The organism is Pelomonas sp. Root1444 (assembly GCF_001426885.1).
In the GTDB taxonomy this organism is placed as follows: Bacteria; Pseudomonadota; Gammaproteobacteria; order Burkholderiales; family Burkholderiaceae_C; genus Pelomonas.
Genome location: NZ_LMFP01000011.1, coordinates 134,935 through 158,252, shown reverse-complemented (window position 1 = coordinate 158,252; position 23,318 = coordinate 134,935). Strand labels below are relative to the sequence as shown.

Annotated in this window: 17 protein-coding genes; 15 read left to right on the top strand and 2 right to left on the bottom strand. The window is 70.9% G+C overall.

Annotated features, from left to right (window positions below):
- Positions 1 to 87: 87 nt before the first annotated feature.
- The 6 genes from ASD35_RS12295 (at position 88) to ASD35_RS12270 (ending at position 9,658) form a co-directional block, all read left to right on the top strand.
- A complete protein-coding gene (locus ASD35_RS12295) occupies positions 88 to 2,841 on the top strand; it encodes a TonB-dependent siderophore receptor (RefSeq protein WP_157275520.1) in 2,754 nt (917 codons plus the stop codon).
- 159 nt (positions 2,842 to 3,000) lie between these two features.
- A complete protein-coding gene (locus ASD35_RS12290) occupies positions 3,001 to 3,456 on the top strand; it encodes a (2Fe-2S)-binding protein (RefSeq protein WP_056875225.1) in 456 nt (151 codons plus the stop codon).
- Positions 3,457 to 3,466: 10 nt separating this feature from the next.
- Positions 3,467 to 5,710, top strand: a complete 2,244-nt coding sequence (locus tag ASD35_RS12285; protein ID WP_235538329.1) for a xanthine dehydrogenase family protein molybdopterin-binding subunit — start codon at positions 3,467 to 3,469, stop codon at positions 5,708 to 5,710.
- A 302-nt stretch (positions 5,711 to 6,012) separates the two neighbouring features.
- Positions 6,013 to 8,124: a hypothetical protein gene (locus ASD35_RS12280; RefSeq protein ID WP_157275519.1), complete on the top strand. Its 2,112-nt coding sequence runs from the start codon at positions 6,013 to 6,015 to the stop codon at positions 8,122 to 8,124.
- Between the two features lie 74 nt (positions 8,125 to 8,198).
- Positions 8,199 to 8,759: an NADPH-dependent FMN reductase gene (locus ASD35_RS12275; RefSeq protein WP_056875223.1), complete on the top strand. Its 561-nt coding sequence runs from the start codon at positions 8,199 to 8,201 to the stop codon at positions 8,757 to 8,759.
- The gene (locus tag ASD35_RS12270; protein ID WP_056875222.1) at positions 8,756 to 9,658 is read left to right on the top strand and encodes a pirin family protein; all 903 of its coding nucleotides are present in this window, start codon (positions 8,756 to 8,758) and stop codon (positions 9,656 to 9,658) included. Before ASD35_RS12275 ends, ASD35_RS12270 begins: the two co-directional genes overlap by 4 nt.
- Here ASD35_RS12270 and ASD35_RS12265 read toward each other — a convergent pair.
- Complete coding sequence (locus ASD35_RS12265; protein WP_056875221.1) at positions 9,655 to 10,674, bottom strand: STAS-like domain-containing protein; 1,020 nt, start codon at positions 10,672 to 10,674, stop codon at positions 9,655 to 9,657. The genes ASD35_RS12270 and ASD35_RS12265 overlap by 4 nt on opposite strands.
- Positions 10,675 to 10,819: 145 nt before the next feature.
- Here ASD35_RS12265 and fba point away from each other — a divergent pair, with 145 nt between their 5' ends.
- From fba to ASD35_RS12235, 6 genes are all read left to right on the top strand, one after another.
- Positions 10,820 to 11,884, top strand: coding sequence for a class II fructose-bisphosphate aldolase (gene fba, locus ASD35_RS12260; RefSeq protein WP_056875220.1), 1,065 nt, complete (start codon positions 10,820 to 10,822; stop codon positions 11,882 to 11,884).
- Between the two features lie 8 nt (positions 11,885 to 11,892).
- On the top strand, positions 11,893 to 12,318 hold the full coding sequence (locus ASD35_RS12255; RefSeq protein ID WP_082580109.1) for a gamma-glutamylcyclotransferase family protein: 426 nt from the start codon (positions 11,893 to 11,895) through the stop codon (positions 12,316 to 12,318).
- 99 nt (positions 12,319 to 12,417) lie between these two features.
- Positions 12,418 to 15,531, top strand: a complete 3,114-nt coding sequence (locus ASD35_RS12250) for a PAS domain S-box protein (RefSeq protein ID WP_056875219.1) — start codon at positions 12,418 to 12,420, stop codon at positions 15,529 to 15,531.
- A 29-nt stretch (positions 15,532 to 15,560) separates the two neighbouring features.
- Positions 15,561 to 16,469: a phosphoribosylaminoimidazolesuccinocarboxamide synthase gene (locus ASD35_RS12245; protein WP_056875218.1), complete on the top strand. Its 909-nt coding sequence runs from the start codon at positions 15,561 to 15,563 to the stop codon at positions 16,467 to 16,469.
- A gap of 70 nt (positions 16,470 to 16,539) precedes the next feature.
- The gene (locus ASD35_RS12240; RefSeq protein ID WP_056875217.1) at positions 16,540 to 17,667 is read left to right on the top strand and encodes a hypothetical protein; all 1,128 of its coding nucleotides are present in this window, start codon (positions 16,540 to 16,542) and stop codon (positions 17,665 to 17,667) included.
- 52 nt (positions 17,668 to 17,719) lie between these two features.
- Positions 17,720 to 19,369, top strand: coding sequence for a serine/threonine-protein kinase (locus tag ASD35_RS12235; protein WP_056875216.1), 1,650 nt, complete (start codon positions 17,720 to 17,722; stop codon positions 19,367 to 19,369).
- A gap of 7 nt (positions 19,370 to 19,376) precedes the next feature.
- On the opposite strand, the gene ASD35_RS12230 is transcribed toward ASD35_RS12235, so the two are convergent.
- On the bottom strand, positions 19,377 to 20,321 hold the full coding sequence (locus ASD35_RS12230; protein ID WP_056875215.1) for a tetratricopeptide repeat protein: 945 nt from the start codon (positions 20,319 to 20,321) through the stop codon (positions 19,377 to 19,379).
- 375 nt (positions 20,322 to 20,696) lie between these two features.
- Between ASD35_RS12230 and purE the strand changes: the two genes are divergently transcribed.
- The 3 genes from purE to ASD35_RS12215 are packed head-to-tail and all read left to right on the top strand — an operon-like array spanning position 20,697 to position 23,310.
- Positions 20,697 to 21,161 carry a 5-(carboxyamino)imidazole ribonucleotide mutase gene (purE, locus tag ASD35_RS12225; RefSeq protein ID WP_056875429.1) on the top strand — a complete coding sequence of 155 codons (465 nt, stop codon included), beginning with the start codon at positions 20,697 to 20,699 and terminating at the stop codon, positions 21,159 to 21,161.
- Positions 21,161 to 22,324: a 5-(carboxyamino)imidazole ribonucleotide synthase gene (locus tag ASD35_RS12220; protein ID WP_056875214.1), complete on the top strand. Its 1,164-nt coding sequence runs from the start codon at positions 21,161 to 21,163 to the stop codon at positions 22,322 to 22,324. Before purE ends, ASD35_RS12220 begins: the two co-directional genes overlap by 1 nt.
- Positions 22,324 to 23,310 carry an L-threonylcarbamoyladenylate synthase gene (locus tag ASD35_RS12215; RefSeq protein WP_056875213.1) on the top strand — a complete coding sequence of 329 codons (987 nt, stop codon included), beginning with the start codon at positions 22,324 to 22,326 and terminating at the stop codon, positions 23,308 to 23,310. Before ASD35_RS12220 ends, ASD35_RS12215 begins: the two co-directional genes overlap by 1 nt.
- Positions 23,311 to 23,318 lie beyond the last annotated feature (8 nt).

Genomic DNA, 23,318 nt, shown 5'->3' with positions numbered 1-23,318 from the left:
CTTCTTTGCACAAGGGCTGCAAAGCCGCGCCGCGGCGAGGGTCGGGACGACCCTGGACACAGCCCAGAGACCAGAGGAGTGAGCTTCATGCAACACCGACACACCCGATTGGCGCTGGCCCTGCTGGCCGCCGGCATCGCCGGCTCGGCCGCGGCGCAGGACGCGCCGCGGCAACAGCAGCTCGAGCGCATCACCATCACCGGTTCGTCCATCAAGCGCGTGGAGTCCGAGACGGCGCTGCCCGTCAGCGTCATCACGCGCGACCAGATCCTCAAGTCCGGTGCCACCAACATCGAGGACATCCTGCGCCGCGTCGGCGCCAACACGGCGCTGCAGTCCGACTCCACGCAGGGCGCCGGCTACGCGCAGAGCTTCGCCAACCTGCGCGGCCTGGGCCCCAACTCGACGCTGGTGCTGCTCAACGGGCGGCGCCTGGCCAACTTCGCGTTCGGCTCCATCGGCGGCAACTCGTCGGTGGACCTGAACAGCATCCCGTTCGCGGCCATCGACCGCATCGAGGTGCTGCGCGACGGCGCCTCCGCCGTGTACGGCACCGACGCCGTCGGCGGCGTCATCAACTTCATCACCCGCAAGGACTACGACAAGGGCGAGCTGACGCTGAAGTACGGCGACACCGAGAAGAACATCGGCGGCAAGGAGACCAGCGCGTCCGTCGCCTTCGGCATGGGCGACCTCAAGAGCAACGGCTACAACCTGCTGCTGACCGGCAACGTCAAGAAGCAGACCAAGATCAGCGCCATCGACCAGAAGTGGTACCTGCGCGGCCTGGAGGAGATCCCCGGCTCCGATCCCCCGACGTCGGGGCGTTCCTTCCCCGGCCGCCTCGTGGACTTCGGCATCACGCCGGGCGCCTATGCCAACGCCGGCACCAACTTCAGCGCCTGCGACCCCAACTTCAACACCATCCAGACGCTGGAGGACACCACGCCCAACGGCACGCCGATCAAGCGCTGTCGCTTCATCTACCCCGCCATGCAGGAGAACCTGCCCGACTCGACCAAGGCCGACGCCTTCGCCCGCCTGTCGCTGGACATGGGCAGAGACTCGACGCTGTTCTTCGAGGCCAGCTACGCACGCAGCAAGTCCATCGGTCGCACGGCCGCCGTGCCCATCGACTCGACGGCCGGCCACGTCAAGGCCGACGGCACCTACCCGTCCTTCGCGCTGCCCATCACGAGCAAGTACTTCCCACGTGAGCTGCTGCTCAGCCTGGGCTACACGGCGGCGGACTTCGACACGCTGGGCGGCGGCTTCACCGAGATCGCGATGCGCTCCGTGCCCGTCGGCCCGCGCACCAACAACACCTTGAACGAGCAGACCCGCCTCGTCGCCGGCCTGACCGGCGTCGCCGCCGGCTGGGACTACGACGCCGGCCTGACGGTGTCGCAGGCCAAGGGCTCGCTGGACTATTTCAACTATCTGCATGAGGGCCGCTTCATCACCGAGCTGGCCACGGGCGTCATCAACCCCTTCGGCCCGCAGGATGAAGCGGGCCTGGCGGCGTTGAACCGTGCGCGCATGGAAGGCCCGATGCGGCGCTCCAAGAGCACGACCTATGCGCTGGACGCCAAGGCCAGCCGCGAGCTGATGAGCATGGCCGGCGGCCCGATGATGCTGGCGCTGGGCGCCGACCTGCGCAAGGAAAAGGCCAACGACCGGTCCGTCAACGCGGACTACGAGCTGGGCCTGCACATCGGCGGCGAGGGCTCGGTGCCCAACACCACCGCGTCGCGCAGCATCTACGCGGTGTTCAGCGAGCTGTCCATGCCCTTCGCCAAGGGCTGGGAAGCCACCGTCAAGGCGCGCTACGACCACTACAGCGATTTCGGCAACACCTTCAACCCGGGCGTCACGCTGCGCTTCCAGCCGAGCAAGGCGGTGCTGCTGCGCGCCAGCGCCGGCACCGGCTTCCGCGCGCCGACGCTGTGGGACATCAACAGCCCGACGGCCTTCACCAACACGGCCAACTCGCTGGTCGACCCCGACTGCCCGCCCGGCCAGGCCAACGACCCGCGCTGCGAGACGCAGTTCAATGTGCGCCTGTCCAGCGACCCCAGCCTGAAGCCCGAGAAGTCGCGCCAGTACTCGGTCGGTGTCGTCTTCGAGCCGGTGCGCGACCTGTCGATCGCGCTGGACTACTGGCACATCCAGAAGAAGGACCAGATCAGCGTCATCGGCGGCGATGCCATCATGGCCGACGAGACGCTCTATGAGCGCTACAAGTCCCGCATCCACCGCCTGGCCAACGGCTTCATCAGCTACATCGAGACGCCGGTCGAGAACCTCGGCGACCTGAAGACCAACGGCATCGACGTCGACGTCAAGGCCAGCTGGGGCCTGGGCTCGATGGGCCGCCTGGGCGCCAGCTTCGCCGGCAGCTACATCAACACCTGGAAGCAGCAGAACGGCAAGGGCACGCCCTTCGTCTCCTACGAGGGCACGGCCGGCGACGGCGCGAGCGTGCAGCCGGTGCCGCAGTGGCAGCACACGCTGGGCCTCGACTGGAACCTCGGCAACTGGAACTTCACGCTGGAAAACGTCTTCGTGAAGGGCTGGACGGAATCGGCAGGCCTCGTCGAGGCCAACGTCGGTCCGGCGGTCGAGTACAAGGTCAAGGACAGCAGCCGCTGGAACATGGCGGTGGGCTGGAAGCCCGTGCCGGCGCTGGCGCTGCGCGTCGGCGCCCGCAACGTCTTCAACCAGGACCCGCCGTTCACCGCCGTGTCCAGCTACGGATCGCACGTGACCGGCTATGCCGGCTCCTTCGTCGACCCGCGTGGGCGCTTCTGGTACCTGAGCGCGAGCTACCAGTTCAAGTGAGCGCGGTGCGCCAAGCGCAGGGGGCTCTCCGGAGCCCCTTTTTCATGCGTTGAGCGCCCGCGCGGGCGGGCCGGGCAGCAAACGGTATACCTGACTGAAGTACTGGGTCGCCGCTTCTGGCTAGAGTCCCGCCGTCCCATCCCCCTCCGGAGCCCCCCAATGATCAACATGACCGTCAATGGTCGCGCCGTCTCGCTGGACGCCGACCCCGACATGCCGCTGCTTTGGGCGGTTCGCGAGGAGTTGCAGCTCACCGGAGCCAAGTTCGGCTGCGGCGCGGCCCAGTGCGGCGCCTGCACGATGCACGTGGCCGGCGCGCCGGTGCGGGCCTGCATGACGCCGATCTCGTCCGTGCAAGGCCCGGTGACCACCATCGAAGGCATCGCCTCCGACAAGGTCGGCCAGCTCGTGCAGGCGGCCTGGGTCGCGCATGACGTGGCCCAGTGCGGCTACTGCCAGAGCGGCCAGGTGATGAGCGCCGTGGCGCTGCTCAAGGCCAACAAGAAGCCCACCGACGCCCAGATCGACGAAGCCATGGCCGGCAATATCTGCCGCTGTGGCACCTACACCCGCATCCGCGCTGCCATCCATGCGGCCGCGGCCCAACTCGCCTGAGGAGACGGACATGCTCAACCCCCAACGGCTGGACCGCCTCGTCACCGGCGTCGGCGTCTCGCGCCGCGCCTTCGTCACCACCACCGTCGGCGGCGCCGTCGGCCTGGCCCTGCTGCCGGGCCTGGCTGCGGCGCAGCAACCGCCCGCTGCCAAGCCGGGCACCAAGCCGACCGAGCAGCCGGTCGCCTTCGTCACCATCGCACAGGACGGCACCACCACCATCCTGTGCAACCGCATGGACATGGGCCAGGGCGTGGAGACCGGCCTGGCCATGATCTGCGCGGAGGAGCTGGATGCCGACTGGAGCAAGGTCCGCAGCGGCTTCGGCGACCAGAAACCGGCCTACGTGGACCCGGCCATGGGCATCCACCTGACCGGCGGCTCCAACTCCATCAAGAACAGCTACCAGCAGTACCGCGAGCTGGGCGCCCGCACCAAGGCGATGCTGCTGGCAGCCGCGGCGCAGAGCTGGGGCGTTTCTCCGGCGTCGCTGACGGCGGAGAAGGGCGTCATCTCCGGCCTCATCGGCGACGCGCGGCGAACGGCCGGCTATGGCGAATTCTTCGACGCGGCCATGAAGCTGCCGGTGCCCGAGGCCGTCACGCTGAAGGACCCGAAGAACTTCAAGCTCATCGGCAAGCCCACCACGTTGATCGTCAGCGAGGCCAAGTCCACCGGCGCGCAGGCCTATGGCATGGACGTGCAACTGCCCGGCATGGCGGTTGCGGTCATCCAGCGCCCGCCGGTCTTCAACGGCAAGGTCGCCAAGCTCGACGCGGCGGAGGCGCTCAAGGTCAAGGGCGTCAAGGCCGTGCTGCCGGTGACCCTGGACCGCGGCGGCCAGGGCGTGGCGGTGGTGGCCAGCGGCTATTGGGCCGCCAAGAAGGGCCGCGACGCGCTCAAGGTCGACTGGGACCTGAGCGGCACGCCCAAGCCCGACACCCAGGCGCTGACCAAGCAATACCTGGCGCTCGCCCGGTCGCCTGGCACGCCCGCGCCCAAGCCCGAGTTCCAGGCCGACGTGAGCGGCTGGAGCAAGGCGCCGAAGAAGCTCGTCGCGGACTTCGTCTTCCCCTACCTCAACCATGCGCAGATGGAGCCGCTGGCCTGCACGGTGGATTTGAAAGCCGACCGCTGCGATTTCTACTTCGCTTCCCAGATGCCCGGCGTCGACGCGATGAACCTGGCCAAGGCGGTGGGCCTCAAGCCCGAGCAGGTGCAGATCAACGTGCAGATGGCCGGCGGCGGCTTCGGCCGGCGCGCCACGCCCGCCTCCGAATGGCCGCGCGAGGCGGCGGCCGTCGCGGTGGCGCTGGCCCAGGCCGGCAAGCCGATGCCCGTCAAGGTGATCTGGAGCCGCGAGGACGACGTCAAGGCCGGCTACTACCGGCCCATGACCGTGCACCGCGCGGAGATCGGCTTCGACGCCGCGGGCAAGATCGCCGGCTGGCAGCATCGCATCGTCAGCCAGAGCATCCTGAAGGGCTCGCCGTTCGAAGGCTTCGGCGTCCAGAAGGGCGTGGACGGCACGGCCACCGAGGGCATGCGCGAGCCCTATGAGTTCCCGATGAACCTCAGCGTGCATCACCCGGACGTGAGCGTGCCGGTGCTGTGGTGGCGCTCGGTCGGCTCCACGCACACCGCCTATGTGATGGAGACGCTGGTCGACGAAATTGCCCTGGCCACCAAGCAGGACCCGGTGGCCTACCGCCTGAAGCTCATGGAAGGCAACGGCAAGGCCGAGCGTCATCGTGCCGCGCTGCAGGCCGCCGTGGACAAGAGCGGTTATGGCAAGCGCAAGCTCAAGGCCGGCCAGGCCTGGGGCGTCGCCGTGCACGAAAGCTTCGAGTCGGTCGTCGCCTATGTCGTCGTGGCCAGCATGAAGGGCAAGGGCAAGGACCGCCAGCCGGTGCTGCAGGAAGTGCATGCCGGCGTGCACTGCAACCTGTGCGTGAACCCGCGCGCCGTCGAGACCCAGGTGCAGGGCGCGGCCATCATGGCGCTGGCGACCACGATGCCGACGCATCGCATCACGCTCAAGGACGGCGTCGTCGAGCAGAACAACTTCTACGACATGGCGATGCCGCGCATCACGGACGCGCCCAAGGTGATGACGGTCAGCATCGTGCCCAGCAACGACCCGCCCAAGGGCATGGGTGAGCCGGGCCTGCCGCCCCTTGCGCCCGCACTCGCCAACGCGGTGGCGCGGCTGACGGGGCAGCGCCAGCGCGAGCTGCCGTTCAGGTTCGCCTGAGCATCTCTCGCCGTCGCGGCAAGCCGCGCGGCTGTGTTTCAACATGAAAGGCGGGCCTTCGGGCCCGCCTGCTTTTTGCGGCACCTCTTCCGTGATTGCCGCAGCGCCGCCGCGCAGCTCGCGCCCACCCCGTTGGGCTGCGGCTCCGGGTGTTGTTCCCCTGTTGAGAGCCATTCATCTAGGGGCCCCTAAGGGTTGGGAGGCCCGGTGTTTGTGCGGCGAATGCGGGTCTTCCCGCATCTAGCATCCGCGCCGCTTTCGGGCTCGTCGCCCGAGACGGACAAACACAGAGAGGATTGCACATGAGGATGAACACGCAGGGTCGGCTGGCGTGCGCCGCGGCTTTGGCGGCACTGTTGACTGCCTGTGGCGGGGGCGACAGCGGCCCGACACCGATGGTGGCTGCGGCCGACACGTTGGCACTGGGCACGGGGCAGAACGCCTCGGTGCTGGCCAATGACACGGTGGGTGGCGCTGCCGCCCGCGTGGGCACTGGCGGCAACGCGACAGTGACCTTCAGCGGCACGTTGCCGCAGGGTGTCAGCGTGACCGACGGCGTCGTGGCCGTCGCGCGCGGTGCAGTACCGGGCAGCTACACGCTGAGCTACCAACTTTGCGAGGCCGGTGCCGCCAGCAACTGCGCGACCGGCAGTGCCGCGCTGACCATCGCCAAGCCCCCCATCGCCGCAGCGGCCGACAACCTCAGCATCGCCGCTGGCGAGACCGCCACGCTGCTGGCCAATGACCAGCTCGACGGCGTTGCCGCCACGGCCGACACGGTCACCGCCGCCACCACCGGCACCTGGCCTGCCGGCGTGACGCTGCGCGCCGACGGCGTGCTGATCGCCGCCGACACGGCCGCGGCCACGGCAGGCGCGACGGCACTGGGCTACCGCATCTGCCAGACCGCCGCACCCACCAACTGCGCCGACGCCAGCGTGAACCTGACGCTGCTGAGCCGCCTGGCTGTCAGCGGCCGCGCGCTGGATGGCCTGACCGGCGCGCCGCTGCCCGGCATCACCGTCGCCGTCGGCACGCGTACCGCCACGACGGACGCGCAAGGCCAGTTCAGCGTCAGCGGCGTGACCGCCAATGCACGCACCGTCGTCAGCTTCAGCGGCGCCGGCTATGGCGAGAGCGCCCGCATCGTCGCCGTGGGCGACACCGGGGCCAGCGGCGTGCTGGCGCGCCTGGTGCCTGCGACGGCCACCGCCACGCTCGACGCGTCCGTCGGCGGCAGCGTGTCCAACGCGGCCGGCAACGCCCGCGTCACGCTGGCCGCGGCCAGTCTGGCCCGGGCCGACGGCAGCACGCTGACCGGCAACGCCACCGTCAGCATCGCCGCCATTGACCCGTCGCTGGACTCCAGCCTGATGCCCGGCGACTACACGACGCTGAACGCCGGCACCGCCGTGCCCATCGAGAGCTTCGGCGCGCTGAGCGTGCAGATCACCGACAGCACCGGCAAGCCCGCCAACCTGCGCGCCGGCCAGACGGCCACGATCCGCATCCCGCTGGGCACCCGTGACGCCAACCCGCCCGCCACCATCCCGCTGTTCCACTTCGACACGGCCAGCGGCCGCTGGATGCAGGAGGGCTCCGCCACGCTGCAAGGCAGCGGTACGGCGCGCTACTACGAAGGCAGCGTCAGCCACTTCAGCGTCTGGAACGCCGACCGTGTCAGCGAGACGGTCTGGATCAACGGCTGCATCACCGACGCTGCCGGCGCCCGCGTGGCCGGCGCCAGCATCACCAGCGACGGCATCGACTACAGCGGCACAAGCAGCGCGCTCAGCGATGCGACCGGGGCCTTCCGCATCGCCGTGCGCCAGAACAGCCTGGCCACGCTGATCGGCGTGCGCGGCCTGCTGATCAGCAACACGCTGCGTGTGGAAAGCAGCACGGGTGAACTGACCCTGCCCGACTGCCTGGTGCTGGCCGCCAACGCCAACGGCGTGTCCATCAAGCTGACCTGGGGCGCCCGGCCGAGCGACCTCGACAGCCACCTGTGGACACCCAGCGGTGCGCACGTCTACTACAGCAGCAAGGGCCAGCTCGCGGCCGCGCCCTTCGCCAACCTGGACGTGGACGACACCAGCAGCTTCGGCCCCGAGGTCGTGACGCTGACCAAGCTGATGGTGGGCACCTACAAGTACGCGGTGCGCAACTACAGCGGCTACGACAGCGGCCCCGTCGCCGTCAGCGGCGCGCGTGTCGAGCTGGTGTTGCCGGGTGGCCGCACCGAGCTGTTCATCCCGCCGGCCACGGGCGAAACCGCCTCCACCGACTACTGGACGCTGTTCGACCTGGTCGTCGACGCCCAGTGCAACGTCACGCTGACGCGCACCGAGGCCTACACGGCCACGCCGCCCACCGTGCCCTCCAGCACGCCGGTGTACTGCACGCGGTCCTGACCGCAGCGTCGAACTGACACCCGGCGAGGCGGCGCTGGCATCATGGCCAGCCCCACCCTCTCGCCGGTCGTGTCATGACGCTCAAGATCATTGCCCTCAGCGGCGCGCTGCGGCGCGCCTCCTACAACACGGCGCTGCTGCGTGCGGCGGCCGGCATGGCGCCCGAGGGCGTCACGATCGCGCTGCGCACGTTGCACGGCATTCCGCTGTACGACGGCGACGTCGAGGCTCAGGGCATCCCCGAGGCCGTGACAACGCTGCGCGAAGAGATCCGCGCCGCCGACGCGCTGCTGATCGGCACGCCGGAGTACAACAACGCCATCCCTGGCGTGCTGAAGAACGGCCTGGACTGGCTGTCGCGCCCCAGCGGCGAGGGCGCCAAGCTGTTCGGCGGCAAGCCGACCGGCCTGATCGGCGCCACGCCCGGCGGCTTCGGCACCGTGCAGTCGCAGGACGCGCTGCTGTCGGTGTTCCGTACCTTCGGCAGCGATTTCTGGATGGCCGGCCGGCTGATGGTGTCGCACGCCGGCAAGGTCTTCGATGACGACGGCCGGTTGGTCGATGACAAGGTGCGCGGCCAGCTGCAGCAGTTCGTGCTGGGCTTTGTCGACTTCGTGCGGAAGAGGTCGGCATGAGCGTGTTCGTCGAGCGCATCACCAGCCATGTCGGCGACGTCGGCGGCATTCCCATCCAACGCGCGCTGCCGAATAAAGCCCGTCGCGTCATCGGCGCCTGGTGCTTTGCCGACCACGCCGGCCCGGCCACGCTGCCACCGGAGCGCCGCATGAACGTCGGCCCGCATCCGCACACGGGCTTGTCGACCTTCAGCTGGATGATCGAAGGCGAGGTGCTGCACCGCGACAGCCTGGGCTCCGAGCAGGTGCTGCGCGCCGGCCAAGTGAACCTGATGACGGCCGGCCACGGCATCTCGCACAGCGAGGAATCGCTGTCCGACCGCATCCATCTGGCGCAGCTGTGGATCGCGCTGCCGGACGCCGAGCGCGAGCGGGCGCCGAGCTTCCAGCATTTCCCGGAGCTGCCGCATGCGGCGCTGGGCGAGGGCTGGGACGCGACGGTGCTGATTGGCGAACTCGCTGGCCAGCGTTCGCCGGTGCCCAGCTTCACGCCGCTGCTGGGCGTCGACCTCGCCGCCGCCGGCCCGGCCTGCGCGACGCTGGCGCTGGATGCGCGCTTCGAGCATGGCGTGATGCTGCTGGAAGGCGAGGTCGAGGTCAGCCCGACCGGCCACGACGCGGTCGAGACCGTTGCGCCCGGCACGCTGCTCTACGTCGGCGCCGGCTGCGAGTCCCTCGAGCTGCGCTGCTCGGCGGCGTCGCGCCTGCTGCTGCTCGGTGGCGAGCCTTGGGCGCAAGCGCCGCTGCTCTGGTGGAACTTCGTCGGCCGCGAGCCGGCCGAGATGCAGACCTGGGCGGAGGACTGGGCGCGCGCCGATGGCGGGCGCTTCGGCGAGGTGCAGGGCTACGGCGGCCCGCGCATCCCCGTGCCGCCGGTGCCGGCGCTTCGCAAACCCTAGGTTGCGCGGGCGCTTTTGACGAGCGCCTCGACCCGCGGGCTGGCGTTGACCGCGACCAGTTCCACCTGCGGATTCGCCTTCGCGAACACGCGGAACAGCTCGTCCGTGAACCCATGGCCCACGTCGGCCACGCCGTCGAAGTCGATCTCCGCGCGCTTGAACGTCGTCAGCCGTGAGCCGACGCGGCGGGCGGCGGCGCGGGAGTCCAGCGCCTGGCCTTCGGTCGTCAACAGGCGCAGCTGCACGCGGGTCTGGTCGAACTCGATGCCGTCGCCCCGGATGCTCCAGGCCTCCATGACGCCATCCAGCGTGCGCGTCGTGTTCAGTGCAATCGCCATGTAGATCGAACTGCCCTGGCGCGGCAGCGCGCGGCCTTTCTTCCAGCCGCTGCTTTCCCAGGCACGGCGCTGGTAGGCGGTGTTGTTGGCATGGATGTCGAACACGTCGGCCAGCTGGCTGCTGAAGAACAGCCCGCGGCCGGTGTGGGCGTCGGGCGCGCTGGTCAGCCGCCCCTTGCTCAGCTCCAGCATCGCGTGCTGGGTGTCTTCCAGGTTGAAGGCGGTGCAGATCTTGTCGAACACGCCGCAGCCGTCGTCGCTGACCAGCAGCTGCACATGCGTGGGCGTCTGGCGCAGCGACACGGTGACGCTGCTGCCGCCGGAATGGTCGGCCGCGTTGTTGACCAGCTCCGTGAAGCCGTGCTGCACCATGCGCTCGACATGCTTGGGCAGCGCGAAGTAGGGCGCGAAGTCGCGCTGCCAGGGCAGGTCTTCCTGCAGGCCGTAAAGCGTGTAGCTGCGCGCCACCTGGCGCAGGCTGCCGGGTGAGAACACCGGGCGGCGGGCGGTGCCCGAGCGCGCCAGCCAACCGGCGTCCACCAGGCGCTTGAGTGCCGACTGCGTGGCGCGGTGGCTGGCCCCGGTGCGCTCCTCGACATGGGCCGCGAGGTCCAGCGAATGTTCGCTGGCGGCGGCCGTGATCCAGTTGGTGAGGTGGTCGAGCACCAGTCTTGTCATGACCGCGCATTGTGCTGACTACTTCAACCACGGGGGGTGGGGTCGCTACCGACTCCATAGAATCCCCACCCAGTTACGGCGCGGTTACCAACTACGGTTGGTATCGCAGTCGGCCCAGGTTTTTCAACTCCACCGGGGAATTCCCATGCCTCTCGTCTCCATGCGCCAGTTGCTGGACCACGCCGCTGAAAACGGCTACGGCATCCCAGCCTTCAACGTCAACAACCTGGAGCAGGTGCAGGCCGTCATGGCCGCGGCCGACGAAGTCGGCGCGCCGGTCATCCTGCAGGCCAGCGCCGGCGCCCGCAAGTACGCTGGCGAGCCCTTCATCAAGCACCTGATCCAGGCCGCCTGCGAGGCCTACCCGCACATCCCGCTGGTCATGCACCAGGACCACGGCACCAGCCCCAAGATCTGCGCCGGCGCCATCGAGTTGGGCTTCGGCTCGGTCATGATGGACGGCTCGCTGATGGAAGACGGCAAGACGCCGGCTTCGTTCGACTACAACATGGAAGTGACCCGCAAGGTCGTCGAGATGGCGCATGCGGTCGGCGTCACCGTGGAGGGCGAGCTGGGCTGCCTGGGCAACCTCGAGACCGGTGACGCCGGCGAGGAAGACGGCATCGGCGCCGAAGGCAAGCTGGACCACAGCCAGATGCTGACCGACCCTGAAGAAGCCGCCACCTTCGTCAAGGCCACGCAGCTGGACGCGCTGGCCATCGCCATCGGCACCAGCCACGGCGCCTACAAGTTCAGCCGCAAGCCCACGGGCGACATCCTGGCCATCAGCCGCGTGAAGGAAATCCACGCGCGCATCCCCAACACCCACCTGGTCATGCACGGCTCGTCCAGCGTGCCGCAGGAGCTGCTGGCCATCATCAACCAGTACGGCGGCAAGATGAAGGAGACCTTCGGCGTGCCGGTCGAGGAGATCCAGGAGGCCATCAAGCATGGCGTGCGCAAGATCAACATCGACACCGACATCCGCCTGGCGATGACGGGCGCGGTGCGCAAGTTCCTGGCCGAGAACCCCGACAAGTTCGACGCCCGCGAGTGGCTCAAGCCGGCGCGCGAGGCCGCCAAGGTCATCGCCAAGGAGCGCTACCTGCAGTTCGGCTGCGAAGGCCAGGCCGGCAAGATCAAGGCGCGCTCGCTGGCCGACATCGCCGCCGCCTATGCGCGCGGCGAGCTGGCGCAGAAAGTCCAGTGACGGGTGCAGTGACGCGTCACTGCTTCACCTACGGCTCGCTGATGTGGGCCGACATCATGGCCCGCGTCTGCGGGCGTGAGTTCGCCAGCGAGCCGGCCTCGCTGGCCGACCACCGCCGCCACCCTGTGCGCGGGCAGGACTACCCGGGCCTGCAGCCCGCCCCCGGTGCGCTCGTGCCGGGGCGGCTCTACCGTGACGTCGACGCCGCCGCCTGGGCGCGGCTCGACGCCTTCGAGGGCGACGAGTACGAGCGTGCGGACGTCGTCGTCACGCTGGCCGGCGGCGCCACGCTGGCGGCGCAGGTCTACCGCTTCCGCGCCGAGTTCCTGCCACGGCTGTTGCCGGGCGACTGGGATGCCGACGCCTTCGAGCGCGAAGGGCGGGCCCGCTTCATGGCCCGTTACGTCGGCTTCGACCTGCTCACGCCGCGCTGAACTCCCGGCAATACGCCACGTTTCGGCTCCTGGCACCCCTCGTTCGCGGGGTCACAATGCCGCCGCATCGCCCCCTCGTTGCCGGGGCCGGAGCAGGGGATGGACGAGCTGACCGGGATCGTCGCGCGGGCGGGGTTCCTGCCGCACGGCTATTGCTTCCAGTGGTCACCCGGTCTGCTGTGGACCATGGTGGGCTCCGACCTCGCCATCGCGCTGGCCTACTTCTCGATCCCGTTGGTCATCGCGCGCTATGCGCGCCAGCGTCCGCAGGTCAACCTCGGCAGCCTGGCCACGCTGTTCGCCGTCTTCATCTTCGCCTGCGGCATCACGCACGTGCTGGACGTCTGGACGATCTGGCGGCCCGACTACGAGTTGCAGACGGCCGGCAAGTTTTTCACCGCCTGCGCCTCGGTGCTGACGGCGGCCGTCGCGTGGCGGCTGATGCCCCGCCTGCTGGCCGTGCCGTCGGTGGACGAGATGCGCGCCGCCAACGAGGCGCTGCGCCGCGAGATGGACCGCCGCCACAGCGCCGAGGACGACCTGCTCGAAACGGCGCAGGGCCTGGCGGCGACGCTGTCGGCCATCGACGCCGGCTTCATCGCGACCGACGGCGAAGGCCGCGTCACGCGCATGAACGCGGTGGCCGAGCGCATCACCGGCTGGCCTGCCACCGAGGCGCTGGGTCGCCCGGTCGGCGAGGTCTTCGTGCGCGAGGGCGCGCCGGCGGGCCCGGCGCCGCACGACCCCATCGCCGTGGTGCGCGACGGCGGCTATCGCGGCCAGGCCGTCTGCATTGCGCGCGACGGCAGCCACCGGCCCATCGAGGTCCATGCCAGCCTGACCCACCATGCCGACGGCCGCGAGCGCGGTGTCGCGCTGGTCTTCCGCGACATCGGCCGGCTCACCGACGCCGAGGCGGAGGTGCGCCGGCTGGCCGCCGTCGTCGAGTCCTCGGCCGATGCCATCCTCGTGAAGACGCTGGACGGCCGCATCACCAACTGGAACGCGGCCGCCGAGAAGATGTTCGGCTACAGCGCCGCGGAGGCGGTCGGCCAGCCGGTGACGATGCTGGTCCCGCCCGAGCGCGAGGCCGAGGAGACGCACGTGCTTGCCAGCCTGGCGCAAGGCCAGCAACTGCCGCCGCTGCGCACGGTGCGCCTGGCCAGGGACGGCCGGCGCATTGAGGTCTCGGCGCAGGTCTCGCCGCTGCGCGACGCGGCGGGCCGCATCGTCGGCGGTGTCAGCTCGGTGCGTGACCTGACCCACCAACGCCAGATCGAGGCCGCCCTGCGCCAGAGCGAGGCGCGGCTGCGCTTCGCGCTGGAGTCCGCCGCCATCGGCGACTGGGAGATGGAGCTGGAGGGCGGCCGCATCCACCGTTCACGCCGTTATGACCAATGCTTCGGGCTGCCCGACGGCATCGGCGGCTGGGACGGCGCGCGCATGCTGGCCGCGGTGCATGCCGAAGACCGCGCGATGGTCGCGGCCGGGCTCGACGCCTTGCAGGGCCCCGCGCAGGGCCAGCTGCCCTGGCATGCCGAGTTCCGCGTCACCTGGCCCGATGCCAGCGTGCACTGGCTGCGCATGGATGCGCGCGTCACGCGCGACGACGCTGGCGCGGCGCGCCTGGTCGGCATCGTCGCCGACGTCACCGCCATGCGCACCGCCGAGCAGGCGCGCCAGCAGTCCGTCTGGCTGGCCGCCGAGAACCGCCGCGTGCAGGAGGGCAGCCGGCTCAAGAGCCTGTTCCTGGCCAACATGTCGCACGAGCTGCGCACGCCGCTGAACGCCGTCATCGGCTTCGCCGATCTGCTCAGCATGAGCAAGCAGCCGCTCGATCCGCAGCGGCAGCGCGAATGGCTGCAGCACATCGGCAGCAGCGGCCGGCAGCTGCTGAGCCTGATCAACGACGTGCTGGACCTCTCCAAGATCGAGGCCCGCAAGATGGATTTCCACGCCGAGGCGGTGGATCTGCCGGCCGTGGTCGGCGATGTGATGGCCACCGTTGCCGTGCTGGCCGAGCAGGGGGGCTTGAGCCTCAAGGCCGACATCGCGCCCGGGCTGCGCGGCCTGGTGCTGGACCCGGCGCGGCTCAAGCAGGTGCTGCTGAACTACCTGTCCAACGCCATCAAGTTCACGCCCGCCGGCGGGCGGGTCGAGCTGCGCATGCGCGGCGAAGGCCCGCGGTTGTGGCGGCTGGAGGTCGAGGACAGCGGCATCGGCATCCCGGCCGACCGCCTGGGCCACCTGTTCGTCGAGTTCCAGCAGCTCGATGACGGCCTGGCCAAGCGCCACCCGGGCACGGGCCTGGGCCTGGCATTGACGCGCCGGCTGGTCGAGGCACAGGGCGGCCGGGTCGGCGTCTACAGCGAGGTTGGCCACGGCAGCCGCTTCTACGCCGTGCTGCCGCGCCAGCCCGAACACGCGGATGCCGAGGCGCCGCACCCGGTTCGGCACCAGCTCGTGGTGCTGCGCGACCATCCGTTGCGCGACGGCGTGGCCCGCGAGCTGTCGCAGGCCGGCGTCAGCGCCGACGCCGCAGCCACTGTCGCCGAGGGGCTGCGCCTGGCGCGCCTGCGCCGCTACACCGAGCTGGCGCTGGACCTCGGCCTGCCCGATGCGCCGGGCCTGTCCCTGCTGGCGGCGCTGCGCAGCGGCGGGCCGTCCATGCACGCCGCCGTCAAGGCCTTGGCGCTGACGCCGGCCACGGGCGACAGCGTCGCGTTCGCGGTGGCCGACGTGCTCGCCAAGCCGTTGCGCCGCGCGGCGCTGGCACGCGCCCTGGTGCCGCTGCGCGAGCGCTTCGGGCCCGGGCGGCCGGTGCTGGTGGTCGACGACGAAGCGCAGGCGCGCGAGCTGATGTGCTCGGCCCTGGCCGCCAGCGGCATCGAGGCCGTCGCGGCGGCCGGCGGCGCCGAAGCCCTGCAGGTGCTGCCCACGTTGCAGCCCGCGGCCATCGTGCTGGGCCTGGTGATGCCCGGCGTCGACGGCTTGCAGGTGCTGCATGCGCTGCGCAGCGACCCGCGTTGGGCGGCGCTGCCCGTCATCGTGTGGACGACGCTGAACCTGGGCACCGAGGACATCGAAGCCCTGGCGCGCTCGGCCCAGGCGATTGCCAGCGGGCGGGCCCAGTCGCCGCTGGCCGACGTGCGCGATGCGTTGCTGCAGGCCGCGCGCCAGCAGCGCCGCGGCCGCCGCCAGGGCGGCACCTAAAATCCGCCGCCTTCCCTCCAAGCGCCGCCATGCCCCAAGCCCTCTACGAATCCAGCCTGACCTCCCTCCCGCTGCTCGGCCGCGGCAAGGTGCGCGAGAACTATGCCGTCGGCGACGACCGCATCCTGATGGTCGCCAGCGACCGCCTCTCGGCCTTCGACGTCATCATGGGCGAGCCCATCCCGGGCAAGGGCGCGCTGCTGACCAAGATGGCGCTGTTCTGGTTCGACAAGCTGCAGGGCATCGTGCCCAACCACCTGACCGGCGACGACCCGCTGGCCGTCGTCACGGCCGCCGAGCGCGAGCAGATCCGCGACCGCGCGATGCTGGTCAAGCGCCTGAAGCCGCTGCCCATCGAGGCGGTCGTGCGCGGCTACCTGGCCGGCAGCGGCTGGGCCGAGTACCAGCAGAGCGGCAGCGTCTGCGGCGTCGCCCTGCCGCCGGGCCTGCGCAACGCCGACAAGCTGCCGGCGCCCATCTTCACGCCCGCCACCAAGGCCGAGATGGGCGACCACGACGAGAACATCTCCTTCGAGCAGGCGGCCACCATCATCGGCACGGAGCTGGCCACCCGCGTGCGCGACATCTCCATTCAGCTCTACCAGCGCGCGGCCGATTTCGCGCTGACCAAGGGCATCATCATTGCCGACACCAAGTTCGAGTTCGGCCTTGATTTCACGAACAGCGCCGACGGCACCCTGACGCTGATGGACGAGGTGCTGACGCCCGATTCCTCGCGCTACTGGCCGGTCGAGAGCTACGCGCCGGGCAGCAACCCGCCCAGCTACGACAAGCAGTTCGTGCGCGACTGGCTGGAGCAGGCCACCGTCGACGGCAAGCCCTGGGGCAAGACGGCGCCCGCGCCGGCGCTGCCGGCCGAGGTCATCGCCAGGACGGTGCAGAAGTACGAGGAAGCGCTGCAGCGGTTGACGGCATGAGCCGCGCACGGCCGCCCGAAGGGGCTCATTCCCGCCTGGCGGGACAGCGCGCAGCGCGAAGGGTGCGCACATGAGCGTCAAGCTGCGCAGCCGGCTGGCTCAGAAGCTGGACGGCGAAATCGCCGCCGTCGCCGCCATGCCGGCGCGCTGCGCAGTGCTGCAGGCGCAACGCGCCATCCTGTGGCTGCGCCACGGCCGCGAGGCCGAAGCTCGCGAGGAGCTGGACCGCCTGCATGCGCGCGCGCTGCAGCATCCGCGCGTCGAGCTGGCCGCCTGGCTGCATCTGGCCGAAGGGCTGATGGCTTATTTCGGCGCCTTCGGTGGCGATGCGCGTGACCGCGTGCGCCGCGCCCGCGTCGTCGCCCACGCCGGCGGCCACGCTTCGCTGCAGGCCCTGGCCGACGCCTGGCTGGCGCAGATGGACTTCGTCGGGCGCGACATCGAGAACCTCGTCGACCATGCCCAGGCCGCGCTCGCCGCGCTGCAGCCGACCGACCATGCCGCCGGCTATCGCGTGGCCACCGCGCTGGCCTCTGCTTGGAGCCTGGCCGGCGGCGAGGCCGCGGCCTCGCCCTGGTATGCCTGGGCCCGCCAGCACGCCATTGCCGAGGGTGACGATGCCGGCCTGGCGGCGCTGCACTACAACCAGACGCTGATGCGCGGCCTGCGCATCCGCCATGCCGCGCTGGCCGGCGAGCCCGGCGAGGCCCCGGCCGTGCTGCTGGGCATCGAATCCATCGGCCGCTACGACGACGCCGTCGGCGGCTCGGCGCGCGCCGACCTCACACCGCTGCTGCGCGCCCAACTGCTGACCGTGCAGGGCGACTTCGCCGAGGCCGCCGCGCTGCTGCAGGCCCAGCTGCCCGCCGCGATGGCCGCGGGCCTGGCGCGCCTAGGCATCAGCCTGCTGGCCGACCTGGCCTGGTGCTGGGCCAACACCGGCGAGGCCTTGCGCGCCCGCGCGCTGGCCGACCAGGCCGCCATCGAGGTGCAAGCCGAGGACGAGCGCTGCTGCGACATCGACGAGCTGGCCGCGCTGCATGCGCGGCTGGCTCAGGTGTATGCGCGGCTGCGCGAGGATGGCCTGGCCGCCGCCCAGGCCGACGCCGCCGCGGCCGCCTGGGCGCGCGACGCCGCGCAGCGCCGCGATTGGGCCGAGCGACTGACGGCCGCTGGCCTGAGCAGTCCGCCACGCTGAGGCGCGTTTTTCGAGCGGTCGGGGCCGGGGCGCTGCGTTACCCTCGCGCGCCATGACCGCCGACGCCCCTGCCGACGACTCCGTCAACGCCTTGCCACCCGGCACCCGCTTCGGCGAGCTGGAGATCCTGGGCACCCTGGGCGTGGGCGGCTTCGGCATCGTCTACCTGGCGCGCGACCACTCGCTGGAGCGCGAGGTGGCGGTCAAGGAATACATGCCCAGCCAGTTCGCGCAGCGCGACGGCCACTCGCAGGTGTCGGTGCGCTCGCTGTCCATGCGCGACACCTTCGAGCTGGGCCGGCGCAGCTTCGTCAACGAGGCCAAGCTGCTGGCCCGCTTCGACCACCCCTCGCTGCTGAAGGTCTACCGCTTCTGGGAAGCCAACGGCACGGCCTACATGGCCATGCCGCGCCTGATCGGCCACAACCTGCGCGAGGCGCGCAAGACGCTGCCCACCCCGCCGCCGGAGGCCTGGGCGCGGCGCGTCTTCGACGCCGTGCTGGGCGGCCTGGAGGCGCTGCACGCGCAGCAGGTCTGGCACCGCGACGTCGCGCCCGACAACATCTTCCTGCCGGCGGATGGCGGCCCGCCCATCCTGCTGGACTTCGGCGCCGCTCGGCAGGCCATCGGCGACCGCACGCAGGTCTTCACCGCCATCCTCAAGCCCAGCTTCGCGCCTATCGAGCAATACGCCGAAGCGGCCAGCCTGAAGCAGGGCCCGTGGACCGATTTCTATGCGCTGGCCGCCGTCATGCACGAGTTGCTGACCGGCCATCCGCCGCCGCCATGCACGGCTCGCGCCATGGGCGACGAGTTGCAGCCGCTGGCCATCGATGGCTATTCGCCCGACTTCCTCGCCGCGCTGGACTGGGGGCTGCGCGTGCCGCCCCACCAGCGTCCGCAGAGCGCCGCCGCCTGGCGCGAGGTGGTGGCGGGCCGCGCCCGCGTGCCGGCGCCGCGGGCCGCGCCGCCCAAGCCTGCCGCGCCGCGGCCACCCCCCACGCAGCCCGCGCGGCTGGACATCGAGTTCGCCGACACCGTGCAGGCCATGCCCGAGGACTTGCTGCCGCTGGCGCCGCCCGCTGCGCCCCGGCCGGCGCGGCTGCGTGGCCTGCTGCTCTCCGCGGCGGCCGTGGCGGCGCTGGTGCTGCTGGGACTCTTCGTCGTGCAACTGCGCCAGAACATGGCCCAGCATGCGCCGCCTACCGAGGCGTCCGCGGCGTCAGCGCCGGTCGAATCGGCGGCCTCCGCCGCCACCGCAGCTTCGGGCCCCGCGCCGGTCGCCTCTGCGGCGAGCGAGCCCGCCTCGGCGGTGGTCGCTCCGGCATCGGCTGCGACACCCGCCGTCGTGGCGCCCACACCCGTGGCCAGCGCGCCGGCCCGGGCAGCGCCACGCCGCGATGCTGCCAAGCCCATCGTCACCGAGAAGGCCGGCGACTTCCGCCCCGTGCCACGCAGCCCGGTGTTCGCGGCACCGGAACCGGCGGCATCGGCCACGCCCACGCCGCCACCTGCGGCGCCCGCTTCAGTCGCACCCGCCGAACCGCGCAGCCCGGCCGAAGCCTGCGGCAGCCGCATGCTGCTGGCGCGCGCCTGGTGCATCGACCGCCAGTGCGAGAAGCCGGTCTTCCGCAACGACCCCGAGTGCGTGCGACTGCGTGAGATGCGGGAGCTGCGCAACAGCCACCGCGACGTGCCTTAACGCCGCATCAGAACAGCGCCATCGACAGCTTGCGCCGGTAGCTGTCGATCAGCGGGTCGCTGTGCACGATGGCGGCCTTGCCGGCGAGTTCCAGCGTGCCGGTCTTGGCTTCGGCGGCCGGCTTGGGCGCCGGCTTGGTCAGCAGCTCCAGGATGGCGACGTAGGTCTTGCGCGCCGCCTCGCCGTTCCAGGCCTTGTCGCGCATGATGATTTCCAGCAGCTCGTCCATCGCCTCGGTGAAGCGCTGGCCGGCCAGGTGATGCTGGGCGAGCGCGAAGCGGGCCTCGAAATCGCGCTTGTTGGCGGCAATGGCCGCCTGCAGCGCGACCGGGTCGGCTTCGGCTTCGTAGGCTTGCAGCCAGGTGGCCAGCGCGGCCAGACGCGGCGAGGGCACCAGCGTGTCGGCCGCCTTCACGGCCACGGGCGCGAACGCCTCGCGCGCTTCGGCGACGAGGCCCATCTCAAGCAGCGCCTTGATGTAGTCGAAGCGCGCCGCGTCGTTGCCCGGGTCGGTCTGCACCGCGTGGGCGAGCTTCTGCAGCGCGGCCTCCAGGTCGCCCTCGGCCATCAGGTCCTCCGCCTCGGCCACGTCGGCCTCGGCTTCCAGCATCTCGCCGGGCGGCACATGCTTGTCGAGGAATTCGCGGATCTGCGCCTCGGGCAGCGCGCCGACGAAGCCGTCCACCGGCTGGCCGCCCGCGAACATCACGCAGAACGGGATGGAACGCACACCGAACATCTGGCTCAGCTGCGTCGCGATCTCGGGCACCTCGTCGCTGTTGAGCTTGGCGAGGGTGAAGCGGCCGGCGTAGGCCTCTTCCAGCTTCTCCAGCACGGGGCCGAGCGTGCGGCACGGGCCGCACCACGGCGCCCAGATGTCCAGCAGCACCGGGCGCTGCTGGGAGGCGGTGATGAGTTCGGCTTCGAAGTTCTGGAGGGTGATGTCGATCATGGCGAGAGGGGAGGGAGCCTGCTGGCGCTACGGGAATCGGTGCGAGAGGAGCTGCGCGGGTGCAGGGCTAGGCGCGCGACGCCGCCTGGGCTTATGCCCAGGTAAGGCGCGCAACGACGCCATGCGCCCGCGCAGACCCTCTCCCGAAGGGTTGTCACTCAAAAACCCGCGCGCAGCGTTGCGAAGCCTCGCTGGGGAAGACCCCAGCTTCGTTTCGCGCCTTGCTCGCGGGCTTTTGAGTGTCAACGCATCCGACTCCCGTATCGCCAGCAGGCTCCGAGGAGCGCCACCTACAATTCAAGGCTTTTCTGAGCCTCGGAGCGCGCTTTGTCCACGTCAGCCCCTTTGAACCCAGACGCCGTCATCGGCATCGTCATGGGCTCCAGCAGCGACTGGGAAACGATGAAGCAGGCGGCCGTGATTCTGACCGAGTTCGGTATCGGATTCGAAGCCAGGGTCGTGTCGGCCCACCGCATGCCTGACGAGATGTTCGCCTATGCCGAAGCGGCCTCGCCGCGCGGCCTGAAGGCCATCATCGCCGGTGCCGGTGGCGCGGCTCACCTGCCGGGCATGCTGGCCGCCAAGACGACGGTGCCGGTGCTGGGCGTGCCGGTCGCCAGCCGACACCTGCAGGGCGTCGACTCGCTGCACTCCATCGTGCAGATGCCCAAGGGCATCCCGGTCGCGACCTTCGCCATCGGCAATGCCGGCGCGGCCAACGCGGCGCTGTTCGCCGTCGCGATGCTGGCCACGGGCGACGCGGCGCTGCTGGACAAGCTGACGGCCTTCCGCGCCAGGCAGACGGCCGTCGCCCAGGCGATGACCGAGGACCTGCGCTGATGGCGGCCTTGCTCCCCGGCACCGCGACGCTGGGCGTTCTCGGTGGCGGCCAGTTGGGCCGCATGTTCGTCCACGCCGCCCAGGCCATGGGCTACCGCTGCATCGTGCTGGACCCGGATGCCATCAGCCCGGCGGGGTCGGTGGCCGAGAAGCACATCAAGGCCGACTACCTGGACCCCGTGGGCCTGGCCCAGCTGGCGCGCGACTGCGACGCGATCACGACCGAGTTCGAGAACGTGCCCGCCATGGCGCTGGAGACGCTGGCCAACATGCGCGTCGTCGCGCCCGCCGCGGCGTCGGTCGCCGTCTGCCAGGACCGCGCCGTCGAGAAGGCGCATTTCGAGGCGGCCGGCGTGCCGTGCGCGCCGCATGCCGTCATCACCAACGAGATCGAGCTGGCCGCCATCGACCCGGCGCTGCTGCCGGGCATCCTCAAGACCAGCCGCATGGGCTACGACGGCAAGGGTCAGGTCCGCGTGGCCACGGCCGCCGAGCTGGCCGCCGCGTGGGAGAACCTGCAGCGCGTGCCTTGCGTGCTGGAGCAGATGCTGCCGCTTCAACGCGAGCTCAGCGTGCTGGTGGCGCGCGGCGCGGATGGCCAGCTCGTCAACTATCCCGTGCAGCAGAACCTGCACCGCGGCGGCATCCTGGCCGTCACGGAGGTGCCCGCGCCCGACGTGCCCGCCGAGGTGCAGGCGCTGGCCGTCTCCGCCGCCCGCCAGGTGGCCCAGACGCTGGGTTATGTCGGCGTGCTGTGCATCGAGTTCTTCTGGCTGCATGACGGCCGCCTGGTCGTCAACGAGATGGCGCCGCGCCCGCACAACTCCGGCCACTGGACGATGAACGGCTGCGACGTGTCGCAGTTCGAGCTGCAGGTGCGGGCGCTGGCCGGCCTGCCGCTGCCGGCGCCGCGCCAGCATTCGGCATCGCTGATGCTGAACCTGCTGGGCGACCTGTGGTTCGGCGAGCAAGGCGGCCCGACGCCACCCGCGTGGGACCGCGTGCTGGCGCTGCCCGGCACGCACCTGCACCTGTACGGCAAGGCGGATGCGCGCCCTGGCCGCAAGATGGGGCACCTCAACATCACGGCCGACACGCCCGAAGCCGCGCATGACGTGGCCGTGCAGGCGGCGGCCATCCTGGGCCTGCCGACCGACTTCTGATGCTGGTCCTGCCCGGTCACGATCCCGACGCCATCCAGGCCGCCGCACGGCGCCTGGCCGACGGCGGGTTGCTGGGCCTGCCGACCGAGACGGTCTACGGCCTGGCCGCGCGGGCCGACCGCGACGAGGCCGTTGCTGGGATCTTTGCCGCCAAGGGCCGGCCCAGCGACCACCCGCTGATCGTCCACGTGCTGGACGCCGCAGGGGCGGAGGCGTTTGCCGACCACCTGCCCGCGACCGCGCGGCGGCTGATGGACGCCTTCTGGCCCGGCCCGCTGACCGTCATCGTGCCGCGCCGGCCCGGCGTCGCCGAAGCCGCCGCGGGCGGCCACGCCACCGTGGCGCTGCGCGCGCCGGCGCATCCGGTCGCGCGTGCGGTGCTGGCCGCCGCCCGCGCACTGGGCGTGGAGGGCGTCGCGGCGCCCAGCGCCAACCGCTTCGGCCGCGTCAGCCCCACGCTGGCCCGCCATGTCGTCGAGGAGTTCGGCCCCGGCCTGATGGTGCTGGACGGCGGCGCCTGCGAGGTGGGCATCGAGTCCAGCATCGTCGATTGCAGCCGCGAGCGGCCGGCCCTGCTGCGCCCCGGCCTGCTCAGCCGCGCCCGCATCGAGGCCGCGCTCGGCGAGACCCTGGCCGAGCCGGACGCCGCCGCGCCCAAGGCCTCCGGCACGCTGGCCGCGCATTACGCGCCGAGCGCCCGCGTGCGCCTGCTGGACGCCGACGCATTGCCTTTACTTTTGGCCACAGTGGCGGCCAGCGGGGGGCTGGAAGGGGTGGCGGTATATTCACGCGCCCAGTTGCCGGCTTGGCGCTGGCAGGCCCAGCCGTCAGACCCGGCGGCGGCGGCGCACGAGTTGTTCGCGGTGCTGCGGGCCCTGGATGCGGCCGGCGCCCGCGAGATCTGGGTCGAGGCGCCCCCACGCGACCCGGCCTGGGATGGTGTGCGGGACCGGCTCAGCCGGGCCGCCGCCGCCTTCACCGATTGAGTTTTTGT